The following is a 26487-nucleotide window of genomic DNA, read 5'->3' as shown; positions in this document are numbered from 1 at the left end:
AAAGCGAAAGCCCGCTTATTGTTATAAACGGGCTTTTTTTCTATATTCTAACCTTTTCTACCGCTTTTATTTGGCGATACTCTGGCTTCCACATTGCTTCTTGCACTGCCATCTTGATATCGTTATCACTTAAGTTCACTCTTGCAACACCTTCTGCAACTGCAACTTTCGCTACTTCAATTGCAACCATTTCTGAGATATTACGTAATTCTTCGACCTCTGGTAAAATAGGTGCTCCTGGCTGACTTGTATCTACCATACTTGCAACTGCTTCAGCAGCCGCTGCGAACATTCCATCCGTCATGACGCTTGCTCGTACTACAATTGTTCCAAGACCAAGCCCTGGGAAAATAAGTGCATTATTTGATTGTCCAATCACATACGTTACACCGTTATATGTAACTGGTTCAAATGGACTTCCTGTTGCAACTAACGCTCTTCCTTCTGTCCACTCGATTAAATCTGCTGGTTTTGCTTCAGCAAGTGGCGTCGGATTCGACATTGGTAAAATGATTGGTCTTTCTACGTGAGAAGCCATTTCTTTAATAATCTCTTCTTTAAATGCACCTGCAACAGTAGATGTACCAATTAAAATTGTCGGTTTTACATATTTCACAACTTCAGCAAGTCCGATCACATCATTTTCTTTCCACTCACTTACTTCTGCTTCTTTTCTTGCGTACGGAATTTGGAAATCAAGAAGATCTTCCATATTATCTGTAACTAACCCGTTACGATCAATACACCAGAAACGCTTATATGATTCTTCTTCAGATACACCTACGCGGACCATCGCATCTCTAACTTGATCTGCGATACCGATTCCAGCCGTACCAGCACCAAATACAACAACGCGGTGTTCACTTAGCGGTACACCAGAAGCTTTCACTGCCGATAATACTGCCGCAAGTGAAACTGCACCTGTACCTTGAATATCATCATTAAACGTACAAACGTCATGACGGTATTTATCTAAAATTTTTCGTGCGTTACGAGAGCTAAAGTCTTCCCAATGTAAAAGTGCTTTCGGGAATTGTTTATTTACCGCTTGTACAAACGTATCAATAAATTCATCGTAAGCTTCACCTGTTATACGAGGGTGACGATTTCCAATATAAAATGGATTGTTTAATAGTTCCTCACGGTTTGTACCTACATCTAAAATTACCGGTAATACGCGGCTAGGATCGATTCCAACTGCGGCAGTGTAAACAGCTAATTTTCCGATTGCGATATTAATACCGCCAACACCCCAATCACCAATTCCTAATATACCTTCCCCATCTGTTACAACGACTAAATCAATATTTTCAGCTGTTGCACCGATATTGGCAAACGCTTCTTCAATACCTGATGGGTCGTTAATTGATAAGTAAATACCACGTGGTTTACGATATTCATGACTATACCTTTGAATTGCTACACCGACAGTTGGTGTATATACAATCGGTAACATTTCACGTAAATGATCTGTTAATATACGATAAAATAATACTTCATTTCGATCATGTAACGCAGTTAAGTATACATTCTTTAATAAATCATCCGGCTGCGAACTAAATTGTTCGTATGCTCGGCGTGCCTGTTCTTCTAACGTTAAAACCGCTGGCGGTAATAACCCTTTTAAACCTAACTCTTCTCTTTCATTTTGTGTGAAGGCTACCCCTTTATTTAAAAGTGGTGTTGATAATACTTCTGCTCCTCTTAATGTTGTTTCTAATGCACCATTAGAAGCTACTGTAAACTTGCTCATAACATCCCTACCTCTATTCATATATAGCATTTCTATATTGTAAACAAAAAAGAGGGGCTTGTCCCCCCTCTTCTTTTAATTTTTCTTTAAAAGAGTTGCTCCTGCAATCCCTGGATGTGTCATTTCAAATGGATCTAGAATTAACTCTAAGTCTTCTTGTGACAGTACACCATTTTTCACACAAAGTTCTCGAACGGATTGCCCTGTCGCGATTGCTTCTTTCGCAACGCGAGCTGCAGCTTCATAACCGATATGAGGGTTCACGGCTGTAATAATTCCTACACTTTTCTCAACATACTCTTTTAAGCGATCTTCATTCGCTTCAATTCCTTTTAAGCAATTATCTGTAAAGGCACGGAAACCGTTATTCATAATGCTAATTGATTGCAGTAAGTTGAAAACAAGTACTGGTTCCATAACGTTTAATTCTAATTGTCCTGCTTCTGAAGCAAGGCAAATTGTATGGTCATTACCAATTACTTGGAACGCAATTTGGTTAATAACTTCTGGCATAACAGGGTTTACTTTCCCTGGCATAATAGATGAACCTGGCTGACGAGCTGGTAACATAATTTCTGCTAAACCAACACGTGGACCTGATGCCATTAAGCGAAGGTCATTCGCAATTTTAGACATATTCATCATACATACTTTAAGTGCTGCAGATACTTCAGTATAAGCATCCGTATTTTGTGTCGCATCCACTAAATCTTCTGCACCAACAAGCGGTAATTCACTGATTGCAGCTAAATGTTTTACAACTGCTTCAATATATTCTGGATCTGCATTTAAGCCTGTACCAACTGCAGTTGCTCCCATGTTCACTTCATATAAGTGTTGACGTGATTGCTGAATTCGTTTCATATCACGTTCAAGTACACGAGAGTATGCTTTAAACTCTTGTCCAAGACGAATTGGCACAGCATCTTGTAAATGTGTACGACCCATTTTAATCACATGATCGAACTGTTCTGCTTTTAATTCAAATACATCGTGCATATAACCCATCGTTTGTAATAAACCTTCTAATGCGTTTAATGTAGCGATATGAATCGCTGTTGGGAATGCATCGTTTGTTGATTGCGCCATGTTTACATGACTATTTGGACTAATATAGTGATAGTCTCCCTTTTCCATTCCTAATAATTCAAGAGCACGATTGGCAATGACTTCATTTGCATTCATGTTCATTGAAGTACCTGCTCCGCCCTGAATTGGATCTACGATGAAATGATCATGCCATTTTCCATCAAGAATTTCTTGAGCAGCTTCTGCGATCACGCCACCCTTGTTCAATTCCAATCTTCCTACATCTGTATTAGCAAGCGCTGCTGCTTTTTTTACAATTGCGAACGCTCTAATTAAGCCTTCATGGATTTTGTATCCTGTAATTGGGAAGTTTTCAACTGCACGCATCGTTTGTACGCCGTAGTATGCATAGTTTGGTACTTCTTTTTCACCTAAAAAATCTTTTTCAATTCGAACACCATTTTTAACTTCAGTTAATGTTGCCATGATTATTCACTCCTTAACGATTTCTTATGCTGCTTTTGTTTCTTTGACTGTTTCTACATATTGTTTTGCTTTCTCATTATCGAATTCGCCTTCCCACTTCGACATAACAATGGCCGCTAATGCATTTCCTAATACATTGACAGATGAGCGAATCATATCTAAAATGCGGTCAATTCCCGCAATTAACGCGATACCTTCTAGTGGTAGCCCCATTGAACCTAACGTTGCTAATACAACAACGAACGATGCACCTGGAACTCCCGCCATACCTTTGGATGTTAACATGAGAACGAATAATAACGTTATTTGCTCCGTTAGTGACATGTGCACACCGTACATTTGTGCAACAAACAATGCCGCTAACGCTTGATAAATAGCCGATCCAGTCAAGTTAAATGTATAACCTGTCGGAATTACGAAAGAGGCAACTGCCTTTGGACAACCGAACTCTTCCATTTTTCTCATTATATTAGGTAAAACAGCTTCTGAACTTGCTGTCGTAAACGAAAGAATCAGTTCTTCTTTTAAAATTTTTATTAATGTAAAAATGTTTACGCCAACCATTCTTGCATTAATACCTAATACAATCACAACGAATAGTATAACAGTTACGTATACAGCTAGCACTAGTTTTCCTAGCGGAAGTAATGTTGCTACACCAAATTTTGCAACTGTAACGGCAATTAATGCGAATACACCAAATGGTGCAAATTTCATAACTTGATTTGTAACCCAAAACATTGCTTCGAGTACGCCTTCAAAGAAGTTAAAAACAGGCTTTCCTTTTTCCCCAATTGCCGCAACTCCTAAGCCGAATAATACTGAGAAGAATATAATCGGTAATAGGTCACCTTGTGCAATCGATTCAAATACGTTTTTTGGTACAATGTGAACAATTGTCTCAGCAAAACCTTTCTTCTCCGTTGCATCTGCTGTTTGTTTATAAGAAGAAATATCACTTTGCTGTAAATTACTCATATCAACACCAGTACCTGGTTGGAATATATTCGCTGCAAGTAATCCCATTAAAATAGCAATCGTCGTAATAATTTCGAAATAAAGAATTGTCTTACCACCCAGTTTCCCAAGCTTCTTCATATCTCCTACACCAGCTACTGCAACAATTAATGCTGAAATAACAATTGGTACTACAATCATCTTAATTAAGTGAATAAATATATCCCCAATTGGTGTGATATAAGAAATCGCCGTTTTATTGCCATAAAAGACTGCCCCTACTACAATCCCTAAAACAAGCGCGACAAAAATTTGTGTTGCCAATCCGAATTTTTTCATTTATGTTCATCCCCTTCATGCGAACGCTTTCAATTTGAATTTATAAAAGCTACTCACACATCTTATAAGCGAACCTACAAAATCATACAAAAACCTACAAGTTCGTCACAAAAAATTCAAATATTTTTCTTCTTTTTTTCATTGACACCATTTTGTTAAAAAACGATAAAATAAACTTGATAAGTAATCAGATTGTTTCGTATAATCAAAAAGATATATACTTAAAACAAATCAAAATGAAAAGGAGTGGATGTTATGAAAAACTATACAAAGCAATTCGTCCTATCTTCTTCTTTTCTTTTTCATTTTCTTAAAAAGGAACAAAGGCATTCGCCTTTGTTCCTTTTTTATTGCGATCTATATAGGGGGAATTGTTATGAAGCCATATAAACGTGTCTTAATTAAATTAAGCGGCGGTGCACTTGCCGATCAAACTGGAAATAGCTTTAACTCCAAACGATTAGAACATATCGCAAACGAAATTTTATCCATTGTTGATTTAGGTATCGAAGTATCCATCGTCATCGGTGGCGGTAACATTTTTAGGGGGCATCTAGCTGAAGAATGGGGAATCGATCGCGTAGAAGCTGATAATATCGGTACGTTAGGTACAATTATTAACAGCTTAATGCTTCGCGGTGTTTTAACAAGTAAAACAAATAGAGAAGTACGCGTTATGACTTCCATTCCATTTAATGCAGTAGCTGAACCATACATTCGCTTGCGTGCAGTCCACCATTTAGATAACGGCTATATCGTTATCTTTGGAGGCGGAAACGGGCAACCGTTCGTGACGACAGATTATCCAAGCGTACAAAGAGCTATTGAAATGAATAGCGATGCCATATTAGTCGCAAAACAGGGTGTCGATGGCGTTTTTACAAGTGATCCGAAGCATAACAAATCAGCAAAAATGTACAGCAAACTAAACTATAATGATGTCGTTAGACAAAATATACAAGTCATGGATCAAGCGGCATTACTGCTTGCCCGGGACTACAATTTACCAACGCATGTCTTTAACTTTGATGAGCCTGGAGTCATGAAAAAAATATGTTTAGGTGAACATGTGGGGACGTTGATTAATGATGATGTTACGATGCTGGTGCATGAAAAATAATGATTTCCCACCAAAAAGGGTGCCTTTTGTAGGCACCCTTTCCTAATCCATCATCACAAATAGAACTCAACCAATCCCGCCACTTTCTCCTTACAACGCTCCCAAAAAGATAACTTCTCAAAAAACTCTTTCGTCATTTCTTTCGAATCATGAAAATCCTCTGTTAACGCCTTATTAACTTGTCCTACAATAGGACCGCCATAAATATAAAAATTCATTTCATCATTTATATTGAAGCTACGCGAAGTAAAGTTTGTTGTACCAATAACAGTTAATTCATTATCAATAAGCATTAATTTGCCATGGAACATTCCTTTTTTATACCCATATACAGTAATCCCATTATTAACAGCTTGACGTATGTATGGATACGCCGCTTCTTTTATAAGAGGTAGATCTGGTTTATATGACCAAAGTATTTTTACTGTAACACCACGCTTTTGTGCTGCGATTAAAGCATTCATGGATTCTTTATTTTTCGCTATAAAATACGGCGTTGCAATTACAATGGAGTGCTGAGCTTGTTTTATGAGCTCTATATATTTTTCAGCAACGTAATGCCCATTGTAACTAGTCATAGTATGTAATGTATTCCCTTTACTAGCTTTATTCGTACTCCTCTTTATCTCTTCTTTCGTATCTCGTTTCCAATCTAAAGCGAATTGCTGTTCTAAATCTTTTGCTCCTTCTCCTTTAAGCCGTACATGATAATCACGCCAATATCCAAATCGCTTATCTTTCCCTAAGTACTCATCTCCTATATTAAATCCGCCTGTATAGCCAATCTCCCCATCAATCGTCGTAATACGGCGATGATTACGATGGTGAAGTGAATAAAATCCGAATGGCAATGCAGGTTTTCTACTATATGTAAAATGCACACCACTTTCCCTCAATTCATTTATCATCTTTCTTTCAAATGATAAATCATTCATGCGATCAACTGATAAATAGACGTTTACTCCTTCTTTTGCCTTCTCTTTTAATAAGTTTAAAAAAGTATGACTACTTTTATCATCCGACAAAATGAAGAAATAAGTGTAGATGGAGCTTTTGGCTTCTCTTATATCAGTAAATAATTGTTTATAAAAAGGCTTCCCTTCTACATATAATTGAAAGTCACTATAATGAGGCGCATACTCTGTCGGCATGTTTTTCCCAGCTTCCATTTTCCTACCTAAGGTAACATCGATATGCATCCATATTAAAATAAAAACGAAAATAGCAATAGCAATAGAAGTAACTCGCAATATTTTTTTAATCATTTTGATTTCCTTCCGATCATTTTCTTTCCACCTTTCTATTTTGTCATTCAAGTTTAGATTTCATGCTTCATACAAAAAAGGATGTGACTTAACGTCACATCCTTTTCACATTAAACAAAATTCCTCGCATCATTATTTCTTCCAAACTTATAAATCGCAATTAAGAAGAATGCAATCGCGAAAGCGAATAAAATTAAAATGTTTAAATACAACTCAGAGAATGGAATTCCTTGCTGTAGTTTCGATACTGTGTCTAACAACCAGCGCTGTGGAAGAAAATTAGCTACTTTTTGTACTGCACTTGGCATAATATCATATGGGAAATAACATCCAGCAAGTAAGCATGTTGGTACAATGACCATGTTTTGCATCGCATTTGCCGATGCTGAGTTTTTCGAAAAAGCTACAAGAACTAATGATATTCCAATTGCGATTAATGCAAATAGCATTAGTACGCCCATCATCACTATAAAAGGCATATTGATATTCGTATGAAAAACATTCGTTAGGAATAGGATTGTAATCAAAATTTGTACTGTTAGTATTATCATATTTACCCCGACATTAGATAATATGAACTTCTTCCCATCTATCGGCGTTGATAATAGTCTAAAGTACGTTCTATTCTCTTTTTCTTTTAAAATATGACCTGATAAGTTAGCTGCTGAAAACAGCATAAACATAATAAGGTAACCCATCGTTTGATTTGTCATATCTTTATTTTTCGAAGTATCTTCTAGCGTCTCAGTTTTCATTTTAAATGAACCTTTTTGATACCCTGCGTACATATTGTCGAATGTACTTTGATCTGTTCCTGCTACTTTACTAATAGCTGCTATATTATCAATATAATTATATAAATATGATTTTATAAATCCTGTTACTTGATCACCTTTAATCGATGAAATTTCAATATGCTCTGGTTTCCCTTCTCGAACACTTTTTGAAAAACCAGAATCCAATGTAATAACTCCATCAAGTTTTTTGGAAGTGAGTTTATCTTCTACTTCAGACTCCTTAACCTTACTCACATTCACATGATTTAATCCTTCTAAAAACTTTATCGTATCATTTGTTATCGGCTCATTTTCTTTATTTACAATCCCGATATTTAACGTTCCTTGCCCTGCATTTCCATATATCGAGAAGGAAATGAGCGTCCCTATTATCGGCAAGCTAATTATAATGAGTAAACTTTTTTTATTTTTCAAAAGCACAGATAACGTTTTTTGTATGAGCCATAAAATATCCTTCATACTATAGCCCCTCCCGTCTACGTAATGCAATAATTGCAATTAATAAAAAGAGTGCTGAAATTCCAAGGTTTAAAGAAATGACTGATAATGCTGCCCCTACATCATTTGCATAAATAATTTTCATAACAGCTGTATTTGCCCAAGTTAATGGTGATAAATTCGTAACGAAATTTTCTTCTATTACGAAATATGCACCTCCAAAAATAGAAGCTAATTGCACAACAACCATAATAATTGCCCTAGACGCTTCAGCTGTTTTCGTAATATATCCGATTCCTAAACCGAAGCTAATTGCTAGAAAGACTTGTGTTAATAAAATAAGAAATATGATTCCAAGATGGTCGCCCCAATTCGCTTGAAAAACAAATTTACTAAATAACATGACGAGTAATATGCACAGGGCATTTGCTACTAGGCTACCAAGTACTTTTCCAATGAATATTTCAGCTTTACTTATAGGTGCAGCAATGAGACGATCTCCTGTTTTACGTATTCGTTCTCCTCGAATTAAAGAACTCGCTCCCATCGCAGCATATAGTGCAATCATCGTTGTCATTACAACCGCATAGTAATCCATAGAACCTGGTTTTTTCGCAGCTTGTAAGGATGTTTCTTTTATATAATCATTATGATTTCCGTTTGAAATAACTGTGCTCACCTTAGTAGGATCTACTTTTGCAACTTCGACCGCTACATTGTACTTATCAACAAATGTTGTAAGCATTCCTTCCACAATACTCCCCTCAATACTACTTTTGTCACTTCCGTAAAATTTTGCACCATCTTTATTTAACTCTACATAAGCAGCATATTTATTTTTCTTCACTTCTTCTTTCCCATCTATACCTTCGGAAGCTTTTTTAAAGTGAATACCTGATTTATCCACTTCTTTCGTAAATGCTTCAAATGATTGAGAAAACGTGCTACTCGCTTCATCTTTATATAGCACTTGTATATCTTTAATCGAATGACTATCACTATTAAATGCGTTGGTTAACGCTGTTCCTAACACAAGCATAAGCACAATCGGAAATGCTAACATAAAAACTAAAGTTCTTACGTCTCTGAAATCTCTTTTAATATGCATAATTGCAATATTGAAGATGTTCAATTGATGAACCTCCCTTTACCTTTTCTTCATTTACCTTTTATTTATCTCGTAAGTTTCTTCCGGTTAACGTAAGAAATACTGTTTCTAAGTTTGGAGCCTGCTCCTCTAACGAACGAATTTCAATGTCATGATTAATGAAATGCTGAATAATTTGATTTAAATTATTTAATCCTGCATCCGAGTTTACCTTGATTACGTTCTCTTCAATCTGAACAGCTTTCACACCGTTTATCTCTTTTAACTTTTCTACATCTAAATTTTCTACTGACTTCACTTCAATCCAAATATCTTTCGTATCTGTAATAATCGCTTTTAACTGTTCCTTCGTACCTTCTGCAATCACTTTACCGTGGTCGACAATTGCGATTTTCGTACAAATCTCTTCTACTTCTTCCATGTAGTGGCTCGTGTAAATAATAGTGCTTCCCATTTCATTTAACTTCCGGACAGACTGAAGAATATAGTTCCTTGACTGCGGATCAATTCCAACTGTCGGTTCATCCATAATAATTAACTTCGGTCTATGTGCAATTGCACAAGCAATATTTAATCTTCTTTTCATCCCACCAGAAAAGTTCTTCGGATAGCTTTTCTGTTTATCACTAAGTCCTACAAATTGAAGAGCTTCCTCTACCCTAGCTTTTAATTCAGCTCCTCGTAATCCGTACAATCCAGCAAAGAATTTCACATTTTCATAGGCAGTTAACTCTTCATAAATCGCAATATCTTGTGGAACAATACCGATATTCATCTTTGCAAATCGATTATGTTTCTTTATATTTTTTCCTAGTATGCTAATTTCACCTTCATTACTTCTTAACAAACCAGCAATCATATTTATCGTTGTACTCTTACCAGCACCATTTGATCCTAAAAAGCCAAATATTTCTCCTTCTTTAATAGATAAAGACATATTATCAACTGCGATGAAATCACCAAATTTTTTCGTTAAATTTTTAATTTCTAATGTATTCATCATTTTCACCCCTATTTCGGTTTCTCTGCTTTTAGTATAAACAAAAAGAATAAACCTGCTCAGTGCAGAAGTTCATTCTTTTCACATGAGAATATTCACTTTTTTCATATGAGATGATTCATCCTCGTACCATTCTCTTTATATTGGCAACAACATCGTTACTGAAAAACCACTTGTCCCATCTACAATAATTTTTCCGTTTACAGACGCCGTTCGCTCCTCCATCCCCATAATACCGAGACCTTTTTTAACAAGAGCTACCCCTTTTCCGTTATCCTTCACTTGCACCTTAACCATCTTGTTAAGCACATGAATATCTATAGAAATGACTGTCGCATCAGCATATTTCATTGCATTTGTTAGTGCTTCTGTAACATTCTCACCGATAATTTTCCACTGAATGGGAGAAATCATATCTAAGTTCCCTTTGTATACAAAAGGAATATTCACATCATTCTTACCGGCAAATTCCTCTATGAATAATTTCATACGATGAATGCCAATTTGCTCAGTTGGTGGCTTCATATTTTTTAATGTAATGCGAATACTTTCAATTCCATCTTTTGAAATGTGAATTGCATTTTGTAATAACTCCGCAGATTTTTCTTTATCTATCCCCATTAATCTCTTTGCTGCTTCCATTTGAATTAATGCACCCGTCATCGAGTGGCCAATTTTATCATGAATTTCTTGTGATAACCGATTTCTTTCTTCTAACTTAAACGTGTATTCTGATTGTCTTATGTACTCTTTATTTTCATGTAAGCTTTTCGTAAGTCGTTGCATATCTTTTCGCATCTTATCATTTTGCGATTCAAGCTTTACTACACGCGATATATATCGATCTGCAATAGTTAAAACGAGAAAAGAAAATGCGACAATTAATCCATAAGTCATTCGAATACTTTCATCTGCAATTGTAATTGGGAGCATCATAATGACAAAGCGTGGCCAATTCTTTTCTATGTAATAGAATGTAATTTCGTATAAATTCAAAGGTAAAAACAAAATAAAAAATGGATGAACCCTCCATGTAAATAACATAACTACGCCAATGGACATACAGATTAATATTTTTTTATACGTATCTTTTTTAAATATAGAAATCATTACGTTTACAGAGAGGTAAATAAGTAAAGTAAATATAACCCACGGTAAATTTGCTACATTTGCGTAAATATAACTAAACACAATATATAAAAAGACAATTAATTTACTTACAGTTAACCAAAATTCCATATCATTAATCTACTTTCCCTGTTAAGTAATAAATCGCAATTTGTGTGCGATGTTCAAGTCCAGTTTTCCCTAAAACTGACGTAATATAATTTGCAATTGTTCCCTCAGATATAAAAAGCTGTTTCGAAATTTCTTTATTTGAGAAACCTTTTGCAATTAATGCGATAATACTAAGCTCCCTTTCTGTGAAAAGACTCTTATCAATTTTACATTCTTCCTCTTTACTTTCCATTAAATTAGACTTAATTTTATCGAGGACAACATCTTGCATAACAGTTTGACCGTTATATACTCCTTTTATCGCATCACGAATCCGCTCCGGATCGTTATTTTTTAATAAATAACCTTTAGCTCCGTTTTTTACTGCATCCAAAATATATTCATCATCATCAAACGTCGTTAAAATAAGCGGTTTTGTTTTCGTCTCTTCACAAATGAATTTCGTCGCCTCTACCCCGTTCATATTTGGCATGCGAACATCTAATAGAGCGATATCAACGTCGTTCTTTTTGCAATACTCCACTGCTTCCTTCCCATCATTTACTGTATCTACTACTTCAAACTCTTCGTATGTATTTAAAATAATTTTCATGCCCTCTCTAATAAAAGAGTTATCATCTGCTATCAATATTGTAATTTTCATGTTTGTTAGTATGGACCTTCCTCCTACTAACATTCACATCCTTTCTACGTGTAACATTTCCCACTTGCTCATTATATACTTCTCTTTACCATTTTTTCACACCTTTTTTCATCTAGCTCTCCTACAAAAAATATATTATTCTTTTTTTATAAAATGTGTAGGGTGACTTATCATTCTTTACGTCTATATAATAGAATGCGTCAAAAAGGAGGGAGAGACCCATTGAGGAAAAACAATTAATTGAAAAAGCACAACAAGGAAGCGAACATGCTTTTCGTATCCTTGTGCAAACATATCGTCATTATATTTTCCAAGTTATCTTTTCTATTTTAAGACATGAAGAAGATGCGAAAGATGTTACACAAGAAGTATTCGTAAAAATTCACGCCTCTCTCCCTAATTATCAATTTCGCGGATTAAAAACGTGGATGGCGCGTATTGCCACCAATCACGCTATTGATTATAAGAGGAAGAAAGCTAGAGAAAACGAAGAACTCTCCTTATGTAAAGAAACTGAGGGAAATATAAAATCCTCTCATAATATTGAGGATTTATTATTGACGAAAGAGCAAAAATTACTCATCGCTCAAAAACTGAGAGAACTTCCGGAAAATTACCGTGACGTCGTTCTCGCACATTACTTAGAAGAAAAAAGCTATCAAGAAATTGCTTTACAGGAAAACATCGAAGTGAAAACAGTTGAAATGAAACTGTATCGGGCACGAAAATGGATTAAAAAACATTGGAAGGAGGAAGAGTTTCTATGATGCATTATTCAAAAGAAGATTGGCGCAATTATACATTAGATTTTATAGAAAGCAATGAACGTGAATCTATGGAAGAACATCTTTACGAATGTGATCATTGTTTAACACTTTATATGGAAAGTATTGATGAACAACATGAAAACCTTCCAATGATAAATGATGATTCATTTACGAACGAAGTTATGACGCAAATTAATTTTGAAACGCTACAACCTAATGAAAATATAAAAACAAACTCACTAAAACGCACAATTATTCACTACATAATTGCGACTGCGGCTACAATTATTTTTATGGTAAGTGGTTTATTCCAATATATTTTTACAGCGACATCAAATTTCGAGAAATCTTCAAAACATAACGAGTCTTCTATCTCACAACAAATTGTAAACAAATCGGTAGATACATCAAAAAAGGACGGAGGTTTAAAGCATGAATAAAAACCCCTTTTTAGCACTTGTATTAGGGCTAATTCCTGGGCTTGGACATTTATACTTAAAAAAGCTAGGACGGTTTATTTTATATAGCGGAGGATCTTTATTTCTATTCTCCTTTGCAGTATTCTGTACCATAGTAGTAAGAGAACGTGATATTGCTTTTCTTTCTCTATTTTTACTAGCTGTTCTATGGGTAATTAACTTACTAGATTTAGTTATCACCATTATAAAACAAACGAAAAAACAAGAAGCTGGAGAATTGATAAATTCCTCTAAAGAGAGCGAACGATTTTATATCATTCTCCTATCTATCATCCCTGGACTTGGCCATTTCCAATTAGGACTTATGCAACGTGGTCTTACGTTTTTAGTAGCTTGCACAGGAATCGGAAGTATGATTATTTTCGTTGCACTTTTAACATCGCAAGAAAGTTTTCTTATCTTCCTTATTACATTACCTGTTTTATGGATTTACAATTTCTTCGATGTTGTTCAGCAACTCCAGAAAAAAGAACGTGGCGAGCAACTAGATGATCGTACTATTTTCGAAGAGTTTGAAGAACATCGAGAGCAAGGAAAGAAAAGTAAAACATTTGCTTCTATTTTAGCGATGTTCCCTGGAGCAGGTCATATGTATTTAGGTTTACAACGCCGTGGTCTTCAGCTTATGGCAGCCTTTTTACTATCTATTTATTTACTCGACTTATTAAGACTTTCTGCGTTTTTATTTTTAGTACCAATCATTTGGTTCTATAGCTTTTTTGATGCGTTACAGCAAACAGCAAAATACGGAAAAGAACGAGTACAAGACGAACCCATTATCGATTATTTTATAAATCATCAAAGATGGATCGGTATCGGATTAATTACACTCGGTGGTTATTATTTATTAAATCAAACAGTCCTTCCTATTTTGAATGATTATTTTGTAACTATATTTAATATTCATCTTAGTGAACTATATTATCGCTATTTCCAAACATCTATCGTTGCGCTCCTTTTAATTGGTGGCGGCTTTAAATTGTTACTTGGAAATAAAGAAAACAAAGGTGGGACAAGCGAATGAGGACTTGGCGTGTTGGAACATTCTCAATGGGGCTTTCTATTATATCGTTAGGATGCTTTTTACTATTTTCAGTCATAAAAGGAATTCAAGTATTAGATACACTAACTGCATGGTGGCCAGTTTTACTTATCATACTTGGAGCTGAAGTTTTACTATACCTTCTATTTTCTAAGAAGGAACAATCATTTATTAAATATGATATTTTTAGTATTTTCTTTATCGGTGTTTTAGGAAGCGTCGGAATTGCTTTTTACTGTTTATTATCAACTGGATTACTAGAAGAAGTTCGTCACTCTATTAACACAACGAGGCAAACGAGTAATATTCCAGACGGACAATTTGATATACCTGAATCTATCAAAAAAATCGTAGTAGATGCAGGACATCAGCCTCTAACGATAGAGGGAAATAATACAAATCAAATTCATCTTTTGGGAACTTATGAAATGACAACGAAAGCAAATGAAAAACTCAATTTAAAACGAGATGATTTCCTTTCAGTTCAAACGGCTGGAGAAACGATGTATATCACTTTAAAATCTTTACCTGTTCAGCATACATTATTTAATTCAGCACCACAGGTGAAACCAACGCTTGTTCTTCCGCAAAATAAAAATGTGGAAATCCGTGCTTCAAATAACGAACTATCTCTTTATCCAGGTCAATTACAAAATAATTGGTTTGTACAGGAAAGCTCAAGAGTGTCTGTCCATCTTGCAAAAGAAAGTGATGTATCTTTAACAGCAGTAACGAATCAAAAAGAAACCCATGGAAGTACACCTTGGGAACAAGTAGAAGATTTAACGAAAAACGAAAATACTTCTTCAGAAGAACATCCAGAATTAAACAACCAAGAACATTGGTATAAAAATTCGATTAAAACTGGAAATGGGACGTACAAGTTAAATATTGAGAAAGCTTATAATTTGAATATGAGTGTTCTCGAAAAATAAAAAACCTTCCGCAATTGCGGAAGGTTTTTCTCATATAATCGCTTTAATTCCTTCTAACACTAATCCAATCATAAATCCGCAAACCGCCCCGTTCACTCGGATCCACTGTAAATCTTTACCGACGTTATTTTCAATCATTTCGATTAACGTCTTATCATCTAACTTATCAAGGTTTTCTTGTACAAGCTTACCAATTTTCGAATGGTTCTTCTCAACAAGACTTACAACTTGTTTTTGTAACCAATCTTCTATTTTTTGAACTGTCTGTTCATCTTCTTTTATTTTATTCATTTGTTTTTGTAAAAATGGAATAACATATTTATCAGCAAATTCTTCATTATTTACAAAAGCAACTGCTCTTTGTTGTACTTGCTCCAGCATCTCTTTTATTTTGTCAGTAGCATCCCAATTGGCAATCCATTTTTCTTTCCAATTTTCTAATTCTTGTAGTAACGCTTCATTTTCTTTTACATTTATAATTTCTTGACGAATTTTCGATAAAATAAGTTGTCTCGTACTATTATCTGCATCTTGTAAGCTGTTAATATTGCTAATAATAAATTTCTGCAAAATGCCGCCAATTTTATCTTCATCTACAATATTCATAAACGATTTCAATGTAAACTGTAAAAATCCATCTACTTTTATATTTTCCATCGCCTTCATACCTAAGCTTCCGAGCTGGTATCGAGCTTCATCTTGCGCTGTCCATTCTTTCACTTTTACTAGTATGTAATCAAGTGTCTTTTCATCATATTCTTGCACTACTAATTGATCAACAAGCACTTGTAAAATGTTACTTGTATTAATTGTATGTAAATACGTCTTTAATTCTTTTTCAATAATAACCGCTAATTTTTCCGTATCGATTGAAACAATCGCTTTCTCAGCAATCGTTACAATGCCTTTTTTCACAGCATCAGACTGCATTTCTCTCTCAGCAATTTGCAGTACCATTTGTGCTAACTGCATCTCTTTTACTTTATTCGTAATACTTTCTTTCGTCAGCCATTCATTTTCTAACGTATTGATGAGCCCTTTCGTTACCCGTTTACGGTTTTTAGGTAACAAAGCTGTATGCGGAATTGGTATTCCCATCGGATGACGGAATAAAGCAGTAACCGCGAACCAATCTGCAAGCCCGCCAACCAATCCAGCTTCAAATCCCCCTTGTATAATCTCTCCTGCTACCGTTCCTTGAAAAGGGATAGAAGCCGCAAAGCCGACACCCATAACCCCAAGCGAAATACCCGCTATATATTTAGTCTGTAATGACATCGTATACACATCCTCTTATTATGTAAAATAAAGCTTTTTTGTTGTATTTATTCAATATTAGTTATCCTTTATATATACTATAAAGAACTATTGTGAAAATAACAAAGATTTTTATGTACATGAAAAAATGAGGCTACAACTAGCCTCATTTTTCTTATATCGTTAATTCCAAACCTTTCCTATAGTATTCATTCATTACATCTTTAGGAACCATACTTCCACCCGTTCCCCACACAATATGAGTACCTTTTTTCAACTTCTCTGTTAACTGTTGCTTTTGTAAATACTCATCTTCTTTACATACTTTCACTGGCCCAATCATACCTGCTAGTGCAGAAGGCTCTAAATAAATATTCTCCGTGTCAGCTAGTTCTTTTAACAATCTATATAACTCTTCATCGCTTACTGTGTAATTCCCACTCAAAAATGGTTCCATCGTTTTACCGACAAATCCAGACGGTCTTCCTACCGCTAGTCCGTCCGCGTCTGTTACATTATCAATCCCGATATCTTGAACAGCAATTTTATCATGAAGTCCTGTAATTAAACCGAGTAACATGCATGGAGAGTGCGTAGGCTCCGCAAAGAAGCAGTGCACGTTGTCTTTATACAATAACTTTAAACCAAATGCGACGCCGCCAGGTCCGCCTCCTACTCCGCACGGAAGGTAAACGAATAAAGGATGCTCTTCATTTACTACAATCTCTAACTCTTCTAATTGCTTTTGTAATCGCGATGCTGCTACTGCGTATCCTAAAAATAAATCATGGGAATTTTCATCATCTACAAAATAACAGCTAGGATCGGCATCTGCTTGCTGACGCCCCTCTTCTACTGCTTTACTATAATCAGCTTCATACTCAATAACGTTTACACCTTTACTTCTTAATAAATCTTTTTTCCATTGTTTCGCATCTGCTGACATATGAACCGTTACGTTAAAACCTAGTTTCGCACTCATAATCCCAATGCTTAGCCCTAAATTTCCTGTTGAACCGACCGCAATTGAATATTTGGCAAAAAACTCTCTACATGTATCACTATCTAAAATGGAATAATCATCTTCTTCTGTTAACATACCATGCTGCAATGCTAGTTGTTCAGCATGTTTCAACACTTCATAAATGCCGCCCCTAGCTTTAATTGATCCTGATATCGGAAGATGACTATCACATTTTAATAATAATTCTCCTAAAATAGGTTGCTTGTAATTTGTCTCTAAAGCTTCTTTCATAGAAGGTATTTTCACTAAAGATGATTCGATTATGCCGTTCGTCCCTTTCGTTTCAGGAAAAACTTTCGCAATATATGGTGCAAAACGCTTTAATCTCTCTTCCGCATCTTTTACATTCTCTTCATTCAATGGTGTATCTTTTATTGCTGTTGCATACTTTTCTATGTTTGGATTTATCCAAAATACTTCTTCTGTTGCAATAAGTTTATTCACTAATGGGTATTCTGCTTGTAATGCCCCTATTTCTTTCATTTTGTTTCCTCCTTATATCCTTGTAGCTCACCATATAATAAATTATAATTAAATTAATTTTAATATAGTTTAACACAAATCGTTAACTTTAGTTAATTTTAATTTAATTTATTTAAATATAATTTAATAACCATTAAGGAGATTTTCATTATGGAAAATATAGATATTGGTAAAAAAATTGAAAAACAAAGAAAAGAAAAAGGTTTAACTAGTAAAGAACTAGCAAAGATGGCCGATATTACACCATCTATGTTAAGTCAAATTGAGCGTGGGTCCGCTAACCCTTCTATTCAAACATTAAAAGTGCTTGCTAAAGCTCTTGATGTGCCAACATTTAGCTTTTTACTTGAAGATACAAATACAGACGATTTAATTGTACGTTCCCATAAACGAAAGAAAATGATTATCGATAATTTATCATATGAAATGCTTTCACCTGATTTCACTGGAAATTTAGCAACAGCAATTATGACCGTCCCGCCTAATACAGCTTCATCAGAAAATGTGCTAGAACATAAAGGAGAAGAATTAGCATTTGTCTTAGATGGGAAAATCACATTATATTTAAACGAGGAAGAATACGTATTAGAAACTGGCGACAGTGTAAAGATACCTGCTTATTTGAAACATAAATGGGTGAATCATTTTGAGAAAAATGCGATAGTCTTATTTTCTGTTACTCCGCCGATTTTTTAATGTATAAATAAAAACAGGTTACTTCTTATGAACTACACCTCCAATTGTTAGACACAGTCTAACAATTGGAGGTGTAGTTTTTTTATAACTAAATTTACTTCAGAAAACAAAATGAATGCAGCAATACATTATCAAGATGGAAGTGAGAGTATAAAAGATATTGCGAAATCATTGAGAGCGAATCACGACGTGGTTCGAATATGTATAAAACAATTTGAATATCATGGAATCCGAGCATTTGAAAAAGGCTATACAACGTATTTTGTACAGTATAAACTAGGCTTACCAAATTATATGTTCGAAAATGGGACGTCTCCAAACGAAACGGCAGTTATTTTTAATATTTCTTCATCTGGACTTATTAGAAAATGGCGTATTCAGCTACGTCAAAAAGGAGTAGACGCCCTTAAATCTAAGAAAAAGGGGCGTCAGTCTATGACTAAGGACAATCAAAAATCAATTAAGAAAGAAACAAACACAAACAGAAGAGTCAGTAGAAGCATTACAAGCTGAATTGGAGCGTTTGCGTATGGAGAATGCTTATTTAAAAAAGTTCAACGAATTGTGAAAAAGTTAGGTTTAAAGAGCCTAGTTCGTATGAAAAAATATCGCTCTTATAAAGGGAAAGTAGGTAAGATTACGCCAAATATTTTAGAACGTAACTTTAAGGCTAAAAAGCCAAACGAAAAATGAGTTACAGACATAACAGAATTTAAATTATGCGGCGAGAAGCTCTACTTATCACCGATGCTAGATCTATTTAATTGAGAGATAATCGCTTATACAATTGATTCAAGACCAACCTATTCACTTGTATCAAAGATGTTACGATAATGCGATTATTGAAAGTTTCTTTGGTATTATGAAATCTGAATTTCTTTATCTAAAAGATTTTGAAAGCATAGAACATTTTAAATAAGAATTTGAAAAATATATCGATTATTATAATCACAAACGAATTAAGGCAAAATTAAAAGGCATGAGCCCGGTACAATATCGAACTCATGCCCTAAAAGCTGCCTAATGAAACGACTTGTCAAACTTTCTGGGGTCAGTTCAACTTTTAACGAACCCATACCACTAGTACTCAAAAATTCTTTTCTCTTAACTTTGATATCCCCTTATTTACCGGACATTTTACTTTCACTTCCCAGTGTCCATGTACTGTAACTCTCACCTGAGGATTAAACATTTTGATTTCATCTACACTAAAGATAATGCTTTTCTCCTCAAAATTTTTTTCCTTAGTGTTTACTTTCCCTATGACTTCATTCTGCCAAAACACTTCTAATGAAGCCTCACTTTTAGGATCTCCCAAGTATTTATATACAACTTCAACTTCCCCTGTACGTTCAATTAGTTGAAAAAAACACTTTTTCATATCTATGGGACTATTAAGAACAATATTAGTCCCACAGGTATACGGCTTAAATATTGAGCCATCAAGTTCTGTAAGACAATTGACTTTATGATACCAATTTCCTATATAATCATTCTTAATGACTATTTTATTTGGGTTATACCTGGGATCATAATAAAATATTATATCATGTGGACTATTAAAAACTACTCCATGCACGCGTGTATGAGTTTGTCCTATTGGTGTAGTAAGATCGTTAATCCAAAACACTTTAAATACAGAATCTACCCGCCTGCTTTGGTAGGTATTGATAATGATATAACCTGATTTATTTAAAGGTAATTCATGATAAATTTCTGGAACCGACGTATATAATCTTTCACCACATCCATAGGGTTTTGCAACAGTTCCATCTCCGTCATCAATAATGAATATACCCCCTTCTACCTCTAAATCCATTAAATCTGTCTCCATTGCACAAAAAAATGCACCATCTTCAAAAAAGAACATTACATGATAGAGTTTTTCTACTTCATAATGCCCTGTAAATCCTTTTACAAACTCTCCATCATATTTCAATTCCTTAGTAGGTGGATATATTATACCTTTTAGACCCTTATATGCCCCTTCTTTAACCAATGCTATTTTCCCAATATTAGGATCTCGGGGATCTAATTTTGGTCTAGGAGCATTAATAGTACTAATACTATTACGCGTATTTTCACTTATAACAAAATCAGACAATCTTTTATCCTCCCACAACATGTAGTTCTATTGATTCATCATTTAATACAGTACGGTCCACAGCAATAACCATCCCCTCACCAACTTCAATCATAATGGATTTTTCAGTGATGTCTTTTAAACCACCAATATATGCATTTTCTTTACATGTAAGCATAATAGCTTTTCCAATTTGATCTCCTAATTCACAAATCGGATGAGATTTCCAATTACTCTTCATATCATCACCTCTAAACTATTCAAGTTGTAATACCCGCTTTATAATCGCTCTTTATAATCAAACCCAAACTACGCAAGAATATAAACAATTAAAGCTTTCCATTATTAAAAAACTACGTGTTTATTGGATTTTATTTAATAGTATTATAGGTAAATTGGATTATTTTTTATCTGAATGTAGAATTATTTTTTATTTCCTTAAAATTCCCCCTCAACTTTTTCAGCATATAAAACGATACTTATAATAGAAAGAGGTGTTTTAATTGTATAAAACGATGCCAAATTCAAAAGAAAGAGAATTTATATACAATAGCTCATACAACAAAGGGCATATAAGCACTCCTAGCATGGTAGCTCACTGTATTGGCCTAAGTACTCACGCAAAATTGGTGTATTCTAACATTTTGAATTACATTTATAAAAAAGGAGAATTTGCATTCCCAAGTATTTATAGATTATCTATATCTTGTTCCTGCTCAATAAATACAATTATTCGTTATATTAATGAATTAGTTGAAAAAGGATTTATAAAAAAAGAGGTCCCAGGTCGCGGAAAAAGTAATCGATACTACATAATAGAATGTGATAAGATTCCACTCCTAAAAGTATCAGAAATGATATGGGAAATAATAGATACACTTGCAAAAAAATATGGTTGGAAGGATATTATGAAATGCAAGAATTCAATATTGTCTTTTCTTAATCAAAATAAATATTCATTACATCATATGGAGATTCAGCAAAATACAATAAATCACTTAAATGCTTTATTCCTTCATGTTTTAGAGAAAAAAGAATTAAATATTGAATTATTGACTAGTAATTTTATATTTAAAAATCAATCTATTATATAACAGTTTTGAAAGTACAAAATCATATAAATAATTTATAAGCATAATGGGTGGTGTGAATATTGAATGAACCTTATGTTACTTGTGCACAATGTGTCGTTAGAGATTGGTGCCAACGTAGAAATGGTACTACTCCCCTGCCACAGGATTATACGATAAATCCTGAGTGTGGCGGTTATATCTTACTTAATCAAGCTATAAAGCTTTCTCAGATTCCTTTAGAATATCAAAATGCAAATAAAAGAAATTTTATAATAGACACGGATAACAAAATGTACAAAGATTACATTATAGATACTTTTAATTCAATAGAGGAAATTGTTAAGAATGGAAATAATCTCGCTTTTATACATCCACAAAAAGGAACTGGTAAATCATATACTGCTATAGCCTTTGCAATGGAATATATATTTAAATCAGTAATGAATCCTTCTTTATTTAATTTTGAGTCTCCGCTTGTACTCTATATTAAGTATGGTTCATGGGCAAATGATCTACGGCAAATTTATCAATTAAATGATGAAGATTTCACACAAAAAGTTTTACAACAAGTAAAACTCATGAAGACGGTTCCCCTACTAATACTTGATGATATAGGAAATGGAAGATTTACAAATTATATTAAGGATTTTACTTATGATGTGATTGATTTTCGTAAAGAAAACAAAAAATCAACATTTTTCACTTCTAATCTTACACTCCAACTATTAGAACAAGAGAATTGTCTTGGGGATATTATTACATCTCGTATGCTATTTAATACTGTTGTATATCAATTAGGAGGTCGTGATAGAAGACAAGAAAAAAGTTATATTCTGAAGCCAATTATATAAAGATCTCGTCATGTAACGGGTTCTTTCTAGAATCCATTTAACAATAATATGATAAATATGTAAAAATAGTATTACAATTAATATATTTCCATAGTATACTAATTTACATGATTAAATTTTCAGCTTATGAATTGAGTAGAAATGCATTAAATCCTTATATATAAATACCCGTAAAACAAAAGAAGTTAATCAGAACTTAATAAAGCATCAATATCTGTTTTGGATAGTAAGATGCTTTATTCCATTAGGGATCTGATTTAATCTTCTATTCTTTTACGCCCCAAAAACGAACATAAGTTCTTTTATTTTTCGGTAAAAATAGAACATACGTTTTATTTCAAATCATAAAAGAACATACGTTTTATTTTTTCGCCCTAAAAACGAACATAAGTTCCGTGTTTTGTTATTAAAAAAATCGCAACTATTTCCATTATCACATCGATTATTATGTCGAGATTAGATGAAAAGGAGTCTATATTATGCCATCCATTGAAGAATTACAACTATTAAACCATATATTAGAAAACAAAGATTGGTCTTCAGTTGATAAAAATGGTCTTGATGAAGAACACTTTCCTATACATAAAGATATTTTTAATTACATTAAAAATTTTAAAAAATCACAAAAACAACTTCCAACAATAGAAACCGTAATGAATATATTTGAAGAATTTGAAATGGTCGAATTAGAAAAAACAGAATTTGTAGTAGATGCTCTTAAAGAAGATTGGTTACATAGAAAATTCAAGCCCTTTCTTCAAAAAGCAGCAAACCTTGTCGCTGAAAAGAAAACTGTAGAAGCTATTTTAGATATTAAATTAAATGCCACGAATATGTTAAAACTTGCGAATATTGACAACAAAGGATACTCATATACTGGAATGGCGGATACACGTAAGAGTAAATACTTATCAATTCATGGTAGAGATGAAAATGAAATTTTAGGAGCGACTACAGGCTTTAAAACATTAGATTTAGTGACTAATGGATTAGTAAGTGATGGGCAAGAAACTGATTATTTTCTTGTTTTCGCACCATCTAACATGGGAAAAACATTAATATCCTCATTTATGTTAATGTCCGCTTGGAATAGTAATATCGAGTGGGATTTCCCTGCATACTTTGCTTTAGAACAACGTGCCGAAGAAATTGCCCGAAATTGGGATCATGTCCTGGCTGGTGTATCAAATTTAGGCATACAACGTGGTACTATGTCAGCTGAACAAAAAGACCGTTATATCTTCTTTTTAGATCAACTAAAGAAAAAGCAAAAAGATATGGTCATCTATGATATTCAAAAAAATGGTGGTCGCCCCTATACAGTTACTGAAATACAACGCATCCTTGAGTCTGAAGGACATACTCGCTTTGTTTTAGATCAATTATCCAAAGTACGTTTAAATAGCTCCAATAATAATTTTGGGGATTTAAGACAAAGATTATTTGATATATCAGCAGCAGTACGTGAAATGATTTTAGGAACAGGAATTCCAGGTTATGTAGTAGCACAAGCTAACAGAGAGTCCGCTAAAAGAATAAAAAAAAGTCTAAATGATAGCACGATGACTGGTGAAGATATCGGGGAAACTTATGCAATTTTCCAAGATGCTAGCAAAGGTATATCTATTATCAAAATAAATGAAACTACCTTTAAAGTACAGGTTATAAAAAATCGTGGCAATGCTAGTGGTCAAAGTTTCATTGTGCGATATAACTTTGATACCGGACTGATTAGTACCATAAACAATCAGTATGAAAAACAGTTCTTCTAGTCTTAATAATGGAGATGAAAATACATGCAAAAAGCAAAAAATATAGAAATTCTCGAAAATACATCACTTGATATACCAAATCTAATAGATGATTTGCGTTTTAAGTATCAGTATTCCCTTAGATATCAAAGTAACCATGCAGCATTTTCAAAGAAAAATGATAACGGCAATTATATAATGTGTTGCTGTCCGAATCATACAGAAACAAGACCATCATTTGGTATTTCTAAAACCCCTCCCTATCACACACACTGTTTCTGTTGTGGATACTTAGGAACCATAGATTGTGTAATTGAAACCGCTTTTGTTTTAGAACAAGGCAACGGATTAAAAGCCCTATTATCGAATTACTATTTTGAAAACAATCGTAAACCTTTAGACATTTCAAAACTCTTAGCTACAAGAAAAAAATGTATAAAAGCAAATACGTTATCCGAAGAAACACTCAAAAAATTGGATGCGGAAAAATTTAAAAATCAAGGGATTTACAATGTAGCAATGTCCTATTTAATTAATCAGCGTGGAATAAACATGAAGACTTTAGATACTTACGAAATAAAAATAGATGTCAGAAATAAATGTATAGTATTTCCGCAGCGTACTCGAAAAGGGGATCTTCGCTTTTTACAAAAACGAAAAATTGGAAGCAATTATAAGGGTTCAAAATTTATCAACGAAGGATTACCAAACAAAAAAGATATTTTATTTGGACTTCATTTAATTAATCAATTACGTACATCAGCCAATCGAATTAAAAGAGTTCGTATCGTAGAATCTCCTATAGATGTAATGAGTAACTATCAAGTAGGTATTCCTGCTGTTGCAATTAATGGGAAATTATTATTTAAAAACCAAATACGCGAATTACATCTAGCAGGTATAGAGATTGTTGATCTATTTTTTGACAATGACAAAGCTGGAAAAGATGCAACACAAAAAGCAACAAAACAATTAATACAGGAAGGATTCACGGTCAATCATACGCTCTATCCACCCCAATTCACTGAAGATTCAAAAATCGACTCCAATGACTTACTTAAAATGGGATTACTAGATAAATTAAATACAAATTCAATTAGTTTACTAAGCAGTAAATTTTAATTCATTCAAATAAAGGGGATTTATATAATGAACACAGCAACTATAAACTTTCAAGATTTAATAATGGAAATACTAAACTCTGAATCTATAGCTAAAATTTTTAATTTCGAATTATTTAAAGTGAGAAATCAAGACAAAGAGGATGTGAAACAAGATTGTATCTTGCGCATAATGAAATCTCTTCAACAAACAACAGTTCCATCTGAAAAGCTACCTTCATTCTGTCAAACAATTATTAAAAGAACCGTGGTTGATTACTATCGTTATACAAATAGAATGGTAGAACAAAATTCGACTTCTGTATTTTATTGTGATGGATTTATTGAAGACGAATCTAGTGAAAACAATTGCCCTACATTTTGCCAAGAGTCTTACGAACAAGGATATGAATTCTCAATTGTTAAAGCAGATTATGAAATACATAGAAATAAATTTACTCCGACTGAACAACATGTTATCGAATACATGCTATATGACGGCTTAGGAGTCTGTATGAATTTAGCTGAAATCGCAAACGAACTTAAAATTAATAAATCGCACTCAACAAGAGCATTAAAGAAATTGCGTAGCATTTATTGTTGTTAATATACTTAGTTCCCTACTATCTCAAACAACAATCACCTAAAAATATTGTAAAATAATTAAGAACATTTTGTAAACAAAAGTAACTTTTATTTTTATTATAAATTCCGCAACTTTTTAATTAGTTATTACGATAACTATTAATTAGTCTAGTATATACAACTAGTA

Annotated in this window: 24 protein-coding genes and 1 pseudogene; 12 read left to right on the top strand and 13 right to left on the bottom strand. The window is 33.7% G+C overall.

What is annotated here, in order from left to right; genetic code table 11:
• Positions 1 to 40: 40 nt before the first annotated feature.
• The 3 genes from malS to BM089_RS04620 all read right to left on the bottom strand — a co-directional run bounded on the left by malS (position 41) and on the right by BM089_RS04620 (position 4564).
• Positions 41 to 1753 carry an oxaloacetate-decarboxylating malate dehydrogenase gene (malS, locus tag BM089_RS04630; RefSeq protein WP_139213204.1) on the bottom strand — a complete coding sequence of 571 codons (1713 nt, stop codon included), beginning with the start codon at positions 1751 to 1753 and terminating at the stop codon, positions 41 to 43.
• 75 nt (positions 1754 to 1828) lie between these two features.
• Complete coding sequence (gene aspA / locus BM089_RS04625; protein WP_000224200.1) at positions 1829 to 3268, bottom strand: aspartate ammonia-lyase; 1440 nt, start codon at positions 3266 to 3268, stop codon at positions 1829 to 1831.
• A 24-nt stretch (positions 3269 to 3292) separates the two neighbouring features.
• Entirely contained in the window at positions 3293 to 4564 is a 1272-nt protein-coding gene (locus BM089_RS04620; protein WP_000713291.1) for a cation:dicarboxylate symporter family transporter, read from the bottom strand.
• A 376-nt stretch (positions 4565 to 4940) separates the two neighbouring features.
• Here BM089_RS04620 and pyrH point away from each other — a divergent pair, with 376 nt between their 5' ends.
• Positions 4941 to 5684, top strand: coding sequence for a UMP kinase (gene pyrH / locus BM089_RS04615; RefSeq protein ID WP_000806138.1), 744 nt, complete (start codon positions 4941 to 4943; stop codon positions 5682 to 5684).
• A gap of 53 nt (positions 5685 to 5737) precedes the next feature.
• On the opposite strand, the gene cls is transcribed toward pyrH, so the two are convergent.
• The 6 genes from cls to BM089_RS04585 form a co-directional block, all read right to left on the bottom strand.
• Positions 5738 to 6949, bottom strand: coding sequence for a cardiolipin synthase (cls, locus tag BM089_RS04610; RefSeq protein WP_139213203.1), 1212 nt, complete (start codon positions 6947 to 6949; stop codon positions 5738 to 5740).
• Positions 6950 to 7059: 110 nt separating this feature from the next.
• Positions 7060 to 8205, bottom strand: a complete 1146-nt coding sequence (locus tag BM089_RS04605) for an ABC transporter permease (RefSeq protein ID WP_090976120.1) — start codon at positions 8203 to 8205, stop codon at positions 7060 to 7062.
• Between the two features lies 1 nt (position 8206).
• Positions 8207 to 9316, bottom strand: coding sequence for an ABC transporter permease (locus BM089_RS04600; RefSeq protein WP_001020153.1), 1110 nt, complete (start codon positions 9314 to 9316; stop codon positions 8207 to 8209).
• Positions 9317 to 9353: 37 nt separating this feature from the next.
• Positions 9354 to 10292: an ABC transporter ATP-binding protein gene (locus BM089_RS04595; RefSeq protein ID WP_001093820.1), complete on the bottom strand. Its 939-nt coding sequence runs from the start codon at positions 10290 to 10292 to the stop codon at positions 9354 to 9356.
• A gap of 138 nt (positions 10293 to 10430) precedes the next feature.
• Positions 10431 to 11531: a sensor histidine kinase gene (locus BM089_RS04590; protein WP_090976118.1), complete on the bottom strand. Its 1101-nt coding sequence runs from the start codon at positions 11529 to 11531 to the stop codon at positions 10431 to 10433.
• A gap of 4 nt (positions 11532 to 11535) precedes the next feature.
• The gene (locus BM089_RS04585; protein WP_000704780.1) at positions 11536 to 12174 is read right to left on the bottom strand and encodes a response regulator transcription factor; all 639 of its coding nucleotides are present in this window, start codon (positions 12172 to 12174) and stop codon (positions 11536 to 11538) included.
• Between the two features lie 284 nt (positions 12175 to 12458).
• On the opposite strand from BM089_RS04585, the gene BM089_RS04575 reads away from it, so the two are divergent.
• From BM089_RS04575 to exsE, 4 genes are read left to right on the top strand one after another with little or no spacing between them, the layout of a single operon-like run.
• Positions 12459 to 12941 carry an RNA polymerase sigma factor gene (locus tag BM089_RS04575; protein WP_232339738.1) on the top strand — a complete coding sequence of 161 codons (483 nt, stop codon included), beginning with the start codon at positions 12459 to 12461 and terminating at the stop codon, positions 12939 to 12941.
• Positions 12938 to 13381, top strand: a complete 444-nt coding sequence (locus BM089_RS04570) for a hypothetical protein (RefSeq protein ID WP_065228606.1) — start codon at positions 12938 to 12940, stop codon at positions 13379 to 13381. The genes BM089_RS04575 and BM089_RS04570 overlap by 4 nt, the downstream gene beginning before the upstream one ends.
• Complete coding sequence (locus BM089_RS04565) at positions 13374 to 14444, top strand: hypothetical protein (RefSeq protein WP_001039116.1); 1071 nt, start codon at positions 13374 to 13376, stop codon at positions 14442 to 14444. Before BM089_RS04570 ends, BM089_RS04565 begins: the two co-directional genes overlap by 8 nt.
• Positions 14441 to 15397, top strand: a complete 957-nt coding sequence (exsE, locus tag BM089_RS04560; RefSeq protein WP_090976116.1) for an exosporium protein ExsE — start codon at positions 14441 to 14443, stop codon at positions 15395 to 15397. The genes BM089_RS04565 and exsE overlap by 4 nt, the downstream gene beginning before the upstream one ends.
• Before the next feature lie 30 nt (positions 15398 to 15427).
• On the opposite strand, the gene BM089_RS04555 is transcribed toward exsE, so the two are convergent.
• Both BM089_RS04555 and BM089_RS04550 read right to left on the bottom strand, forming a co-directional pair.
• The gene (locus tag BM089_RS04555; protein ID WP_016109732.1) at positions 15428 to 16675 is read right to left on the bottom strand and encodes a DUF445 domain-containing protein; all 1248 of its coding nucleotides are present in this window, start codon (positions 16673 to 16675) and stop codon (positions 15428 to 15430) included.
• A gap of 154 nt (positions 16676 to 16829) precedes the next feature.
• On the bottom strand, positions 16830 to 18161 hold the full coding sequence (locus BM089_RS04550; RefSeq protein WP_090976114.1) for a D-serine ammonia-lyase: 1332 nt from the start codon (positions 18159 to 18161) through the stop codon (positions 16830 to 16832).
• Positions 18162 to 18311: 150 nt separating this feature from the next.
• On the opposite strand from BM089_RS04550, the gene BM089_RS04545 reads away from it, so the two are divergent.
• Positions 18312 to 18857 carry a helix-turn-helix domain-containing protein gene (locus BM089_RS04545; protein ID WP_000427637.1) on the top strand — a complete coding sequence of 182 codons (546 nt, stop codon included), beginning with the start codon at positions 18312 to 18314 and terminating at the stop codon, positions 18855 to 18857.
• Between the two features lie 84 nt (positions 18858 to 18941).
• Positions 18942 to 19881, top strand: a pseudogene (locus tag BM089_RS04540) (IS3 family transposase).
• A gap of 63 nt (positions 19882 to 19944) precedes the next feature.
• Here BM089_RS04540 and BM089_RS04535 read toward each other — a convergent pair.
• Both BM089_RS04535 and BM089_RS04530 read right to left on the bottom strand, forming a co-directional pair.
• Positions 19945 to 20961 carry a hypothetical protein gene (locus BM089_RS04535; RefSeq protein WP_090976112.1) on the bottom strand — a complete coding sequence of 339 codons (1017 nt, stop codon included), beginning with the start codon at positions 20959 to 20961 and terminating at the stop codon, positions 19945 to 19947.
• Positions 20962 to 20965: 4 nt separating this feature from the next.
• The gene (locus tag BM089_RS04530; RefSeq protein ID WP_046945431.1) at positions 20966 to 21181 is read right to left on the bottom strand and encodes a hypothetical protein; all 216 of its coding nucleotides are present in this window, start codon (positions 21179 to 21181) and stop codon (positions 20966 to 20968) included.
• A gap of 262 nt (positions 21182 to 21443) precedes the next feature.
• Between BM089_RS04530 and BM089_RS04525 the strand changes: the two genes are divergently transcribed.
• The 5 genes from BM089_RS04525 to BM089_RS04505 all read left to right on the top strand — a co-directional run bounded on the left by BM089_RS04525 (position 21444) and on the right by BM089_RS04505 (position 26322).
• Positions 21444 to 22034 (top strand): helix-turn-helix domain-containing protein, encoded by a 591-nt coding sequence (locus BM089_RS04525; RefSeq protein WP_046945432.1) that lies wholly within the window; start codon positions 21444 to 21446, stop codon positions 22032 to 22034.
• Between the two features lie 59 nt (positions 22035 to 22093).
• A complete protein-coding gene (locus BM089_RS04520) occupies positions 22094 to 22864 on the top strand; it encodes an ATP-binding protein (protein WP_046945433.1) in 771 nt (256 codons plus the stop codon).
• A gap of 479 nt (positions 22865 to 23343) precedes the next feature.
• Entirely contained in the window at positions 23344 to 24636 is a 1293-nt protein-coding gene (locus BM089_RS04515; RefSeq protein ID WP_090976110.1) for a DnaB-like helicase C-terminal domain-containing protein, read from the top strand.
• Positions 24637 to 24660: 24 nt separating this feature from the next.
• Positions 24661 to 25737: a toprim domain-containing protein gene (locus tag BM089_RS04510; protein ID WP_090976108.1), complete on the top strand. Its 1077-nt coding sequence runs from the start codon at positions 24661 to 24663 to the stop codon at positions 25735 to 25737.
• Positions 25738 to 25764: 27 nt separating this feature from the next.
• Entirely contained in the window at positions 25765 to 26322 is a 558-nt protein-coding gene (locus BM089_RS04505; protein ID WP_046945436.1) for an RNA polymerase sigma factor, read from the top strand.
• Positions 26323 to 26487: the final 165 nt, after the last annotated feature.

Origin of the sequence: Bacillus sp. 5mfcol3.1 (assembly GCF_900114335.1) — a bacterium.
Lineage (GTDB): Bacteria > Bacillota > Bacilli > Bacillales > Bacillaceae_G > Bacillus_A > Bacillus_A thuringiensis_S.
This window is presented reverse-complemented; position numbering and strand designations above follow the sequence as displayed.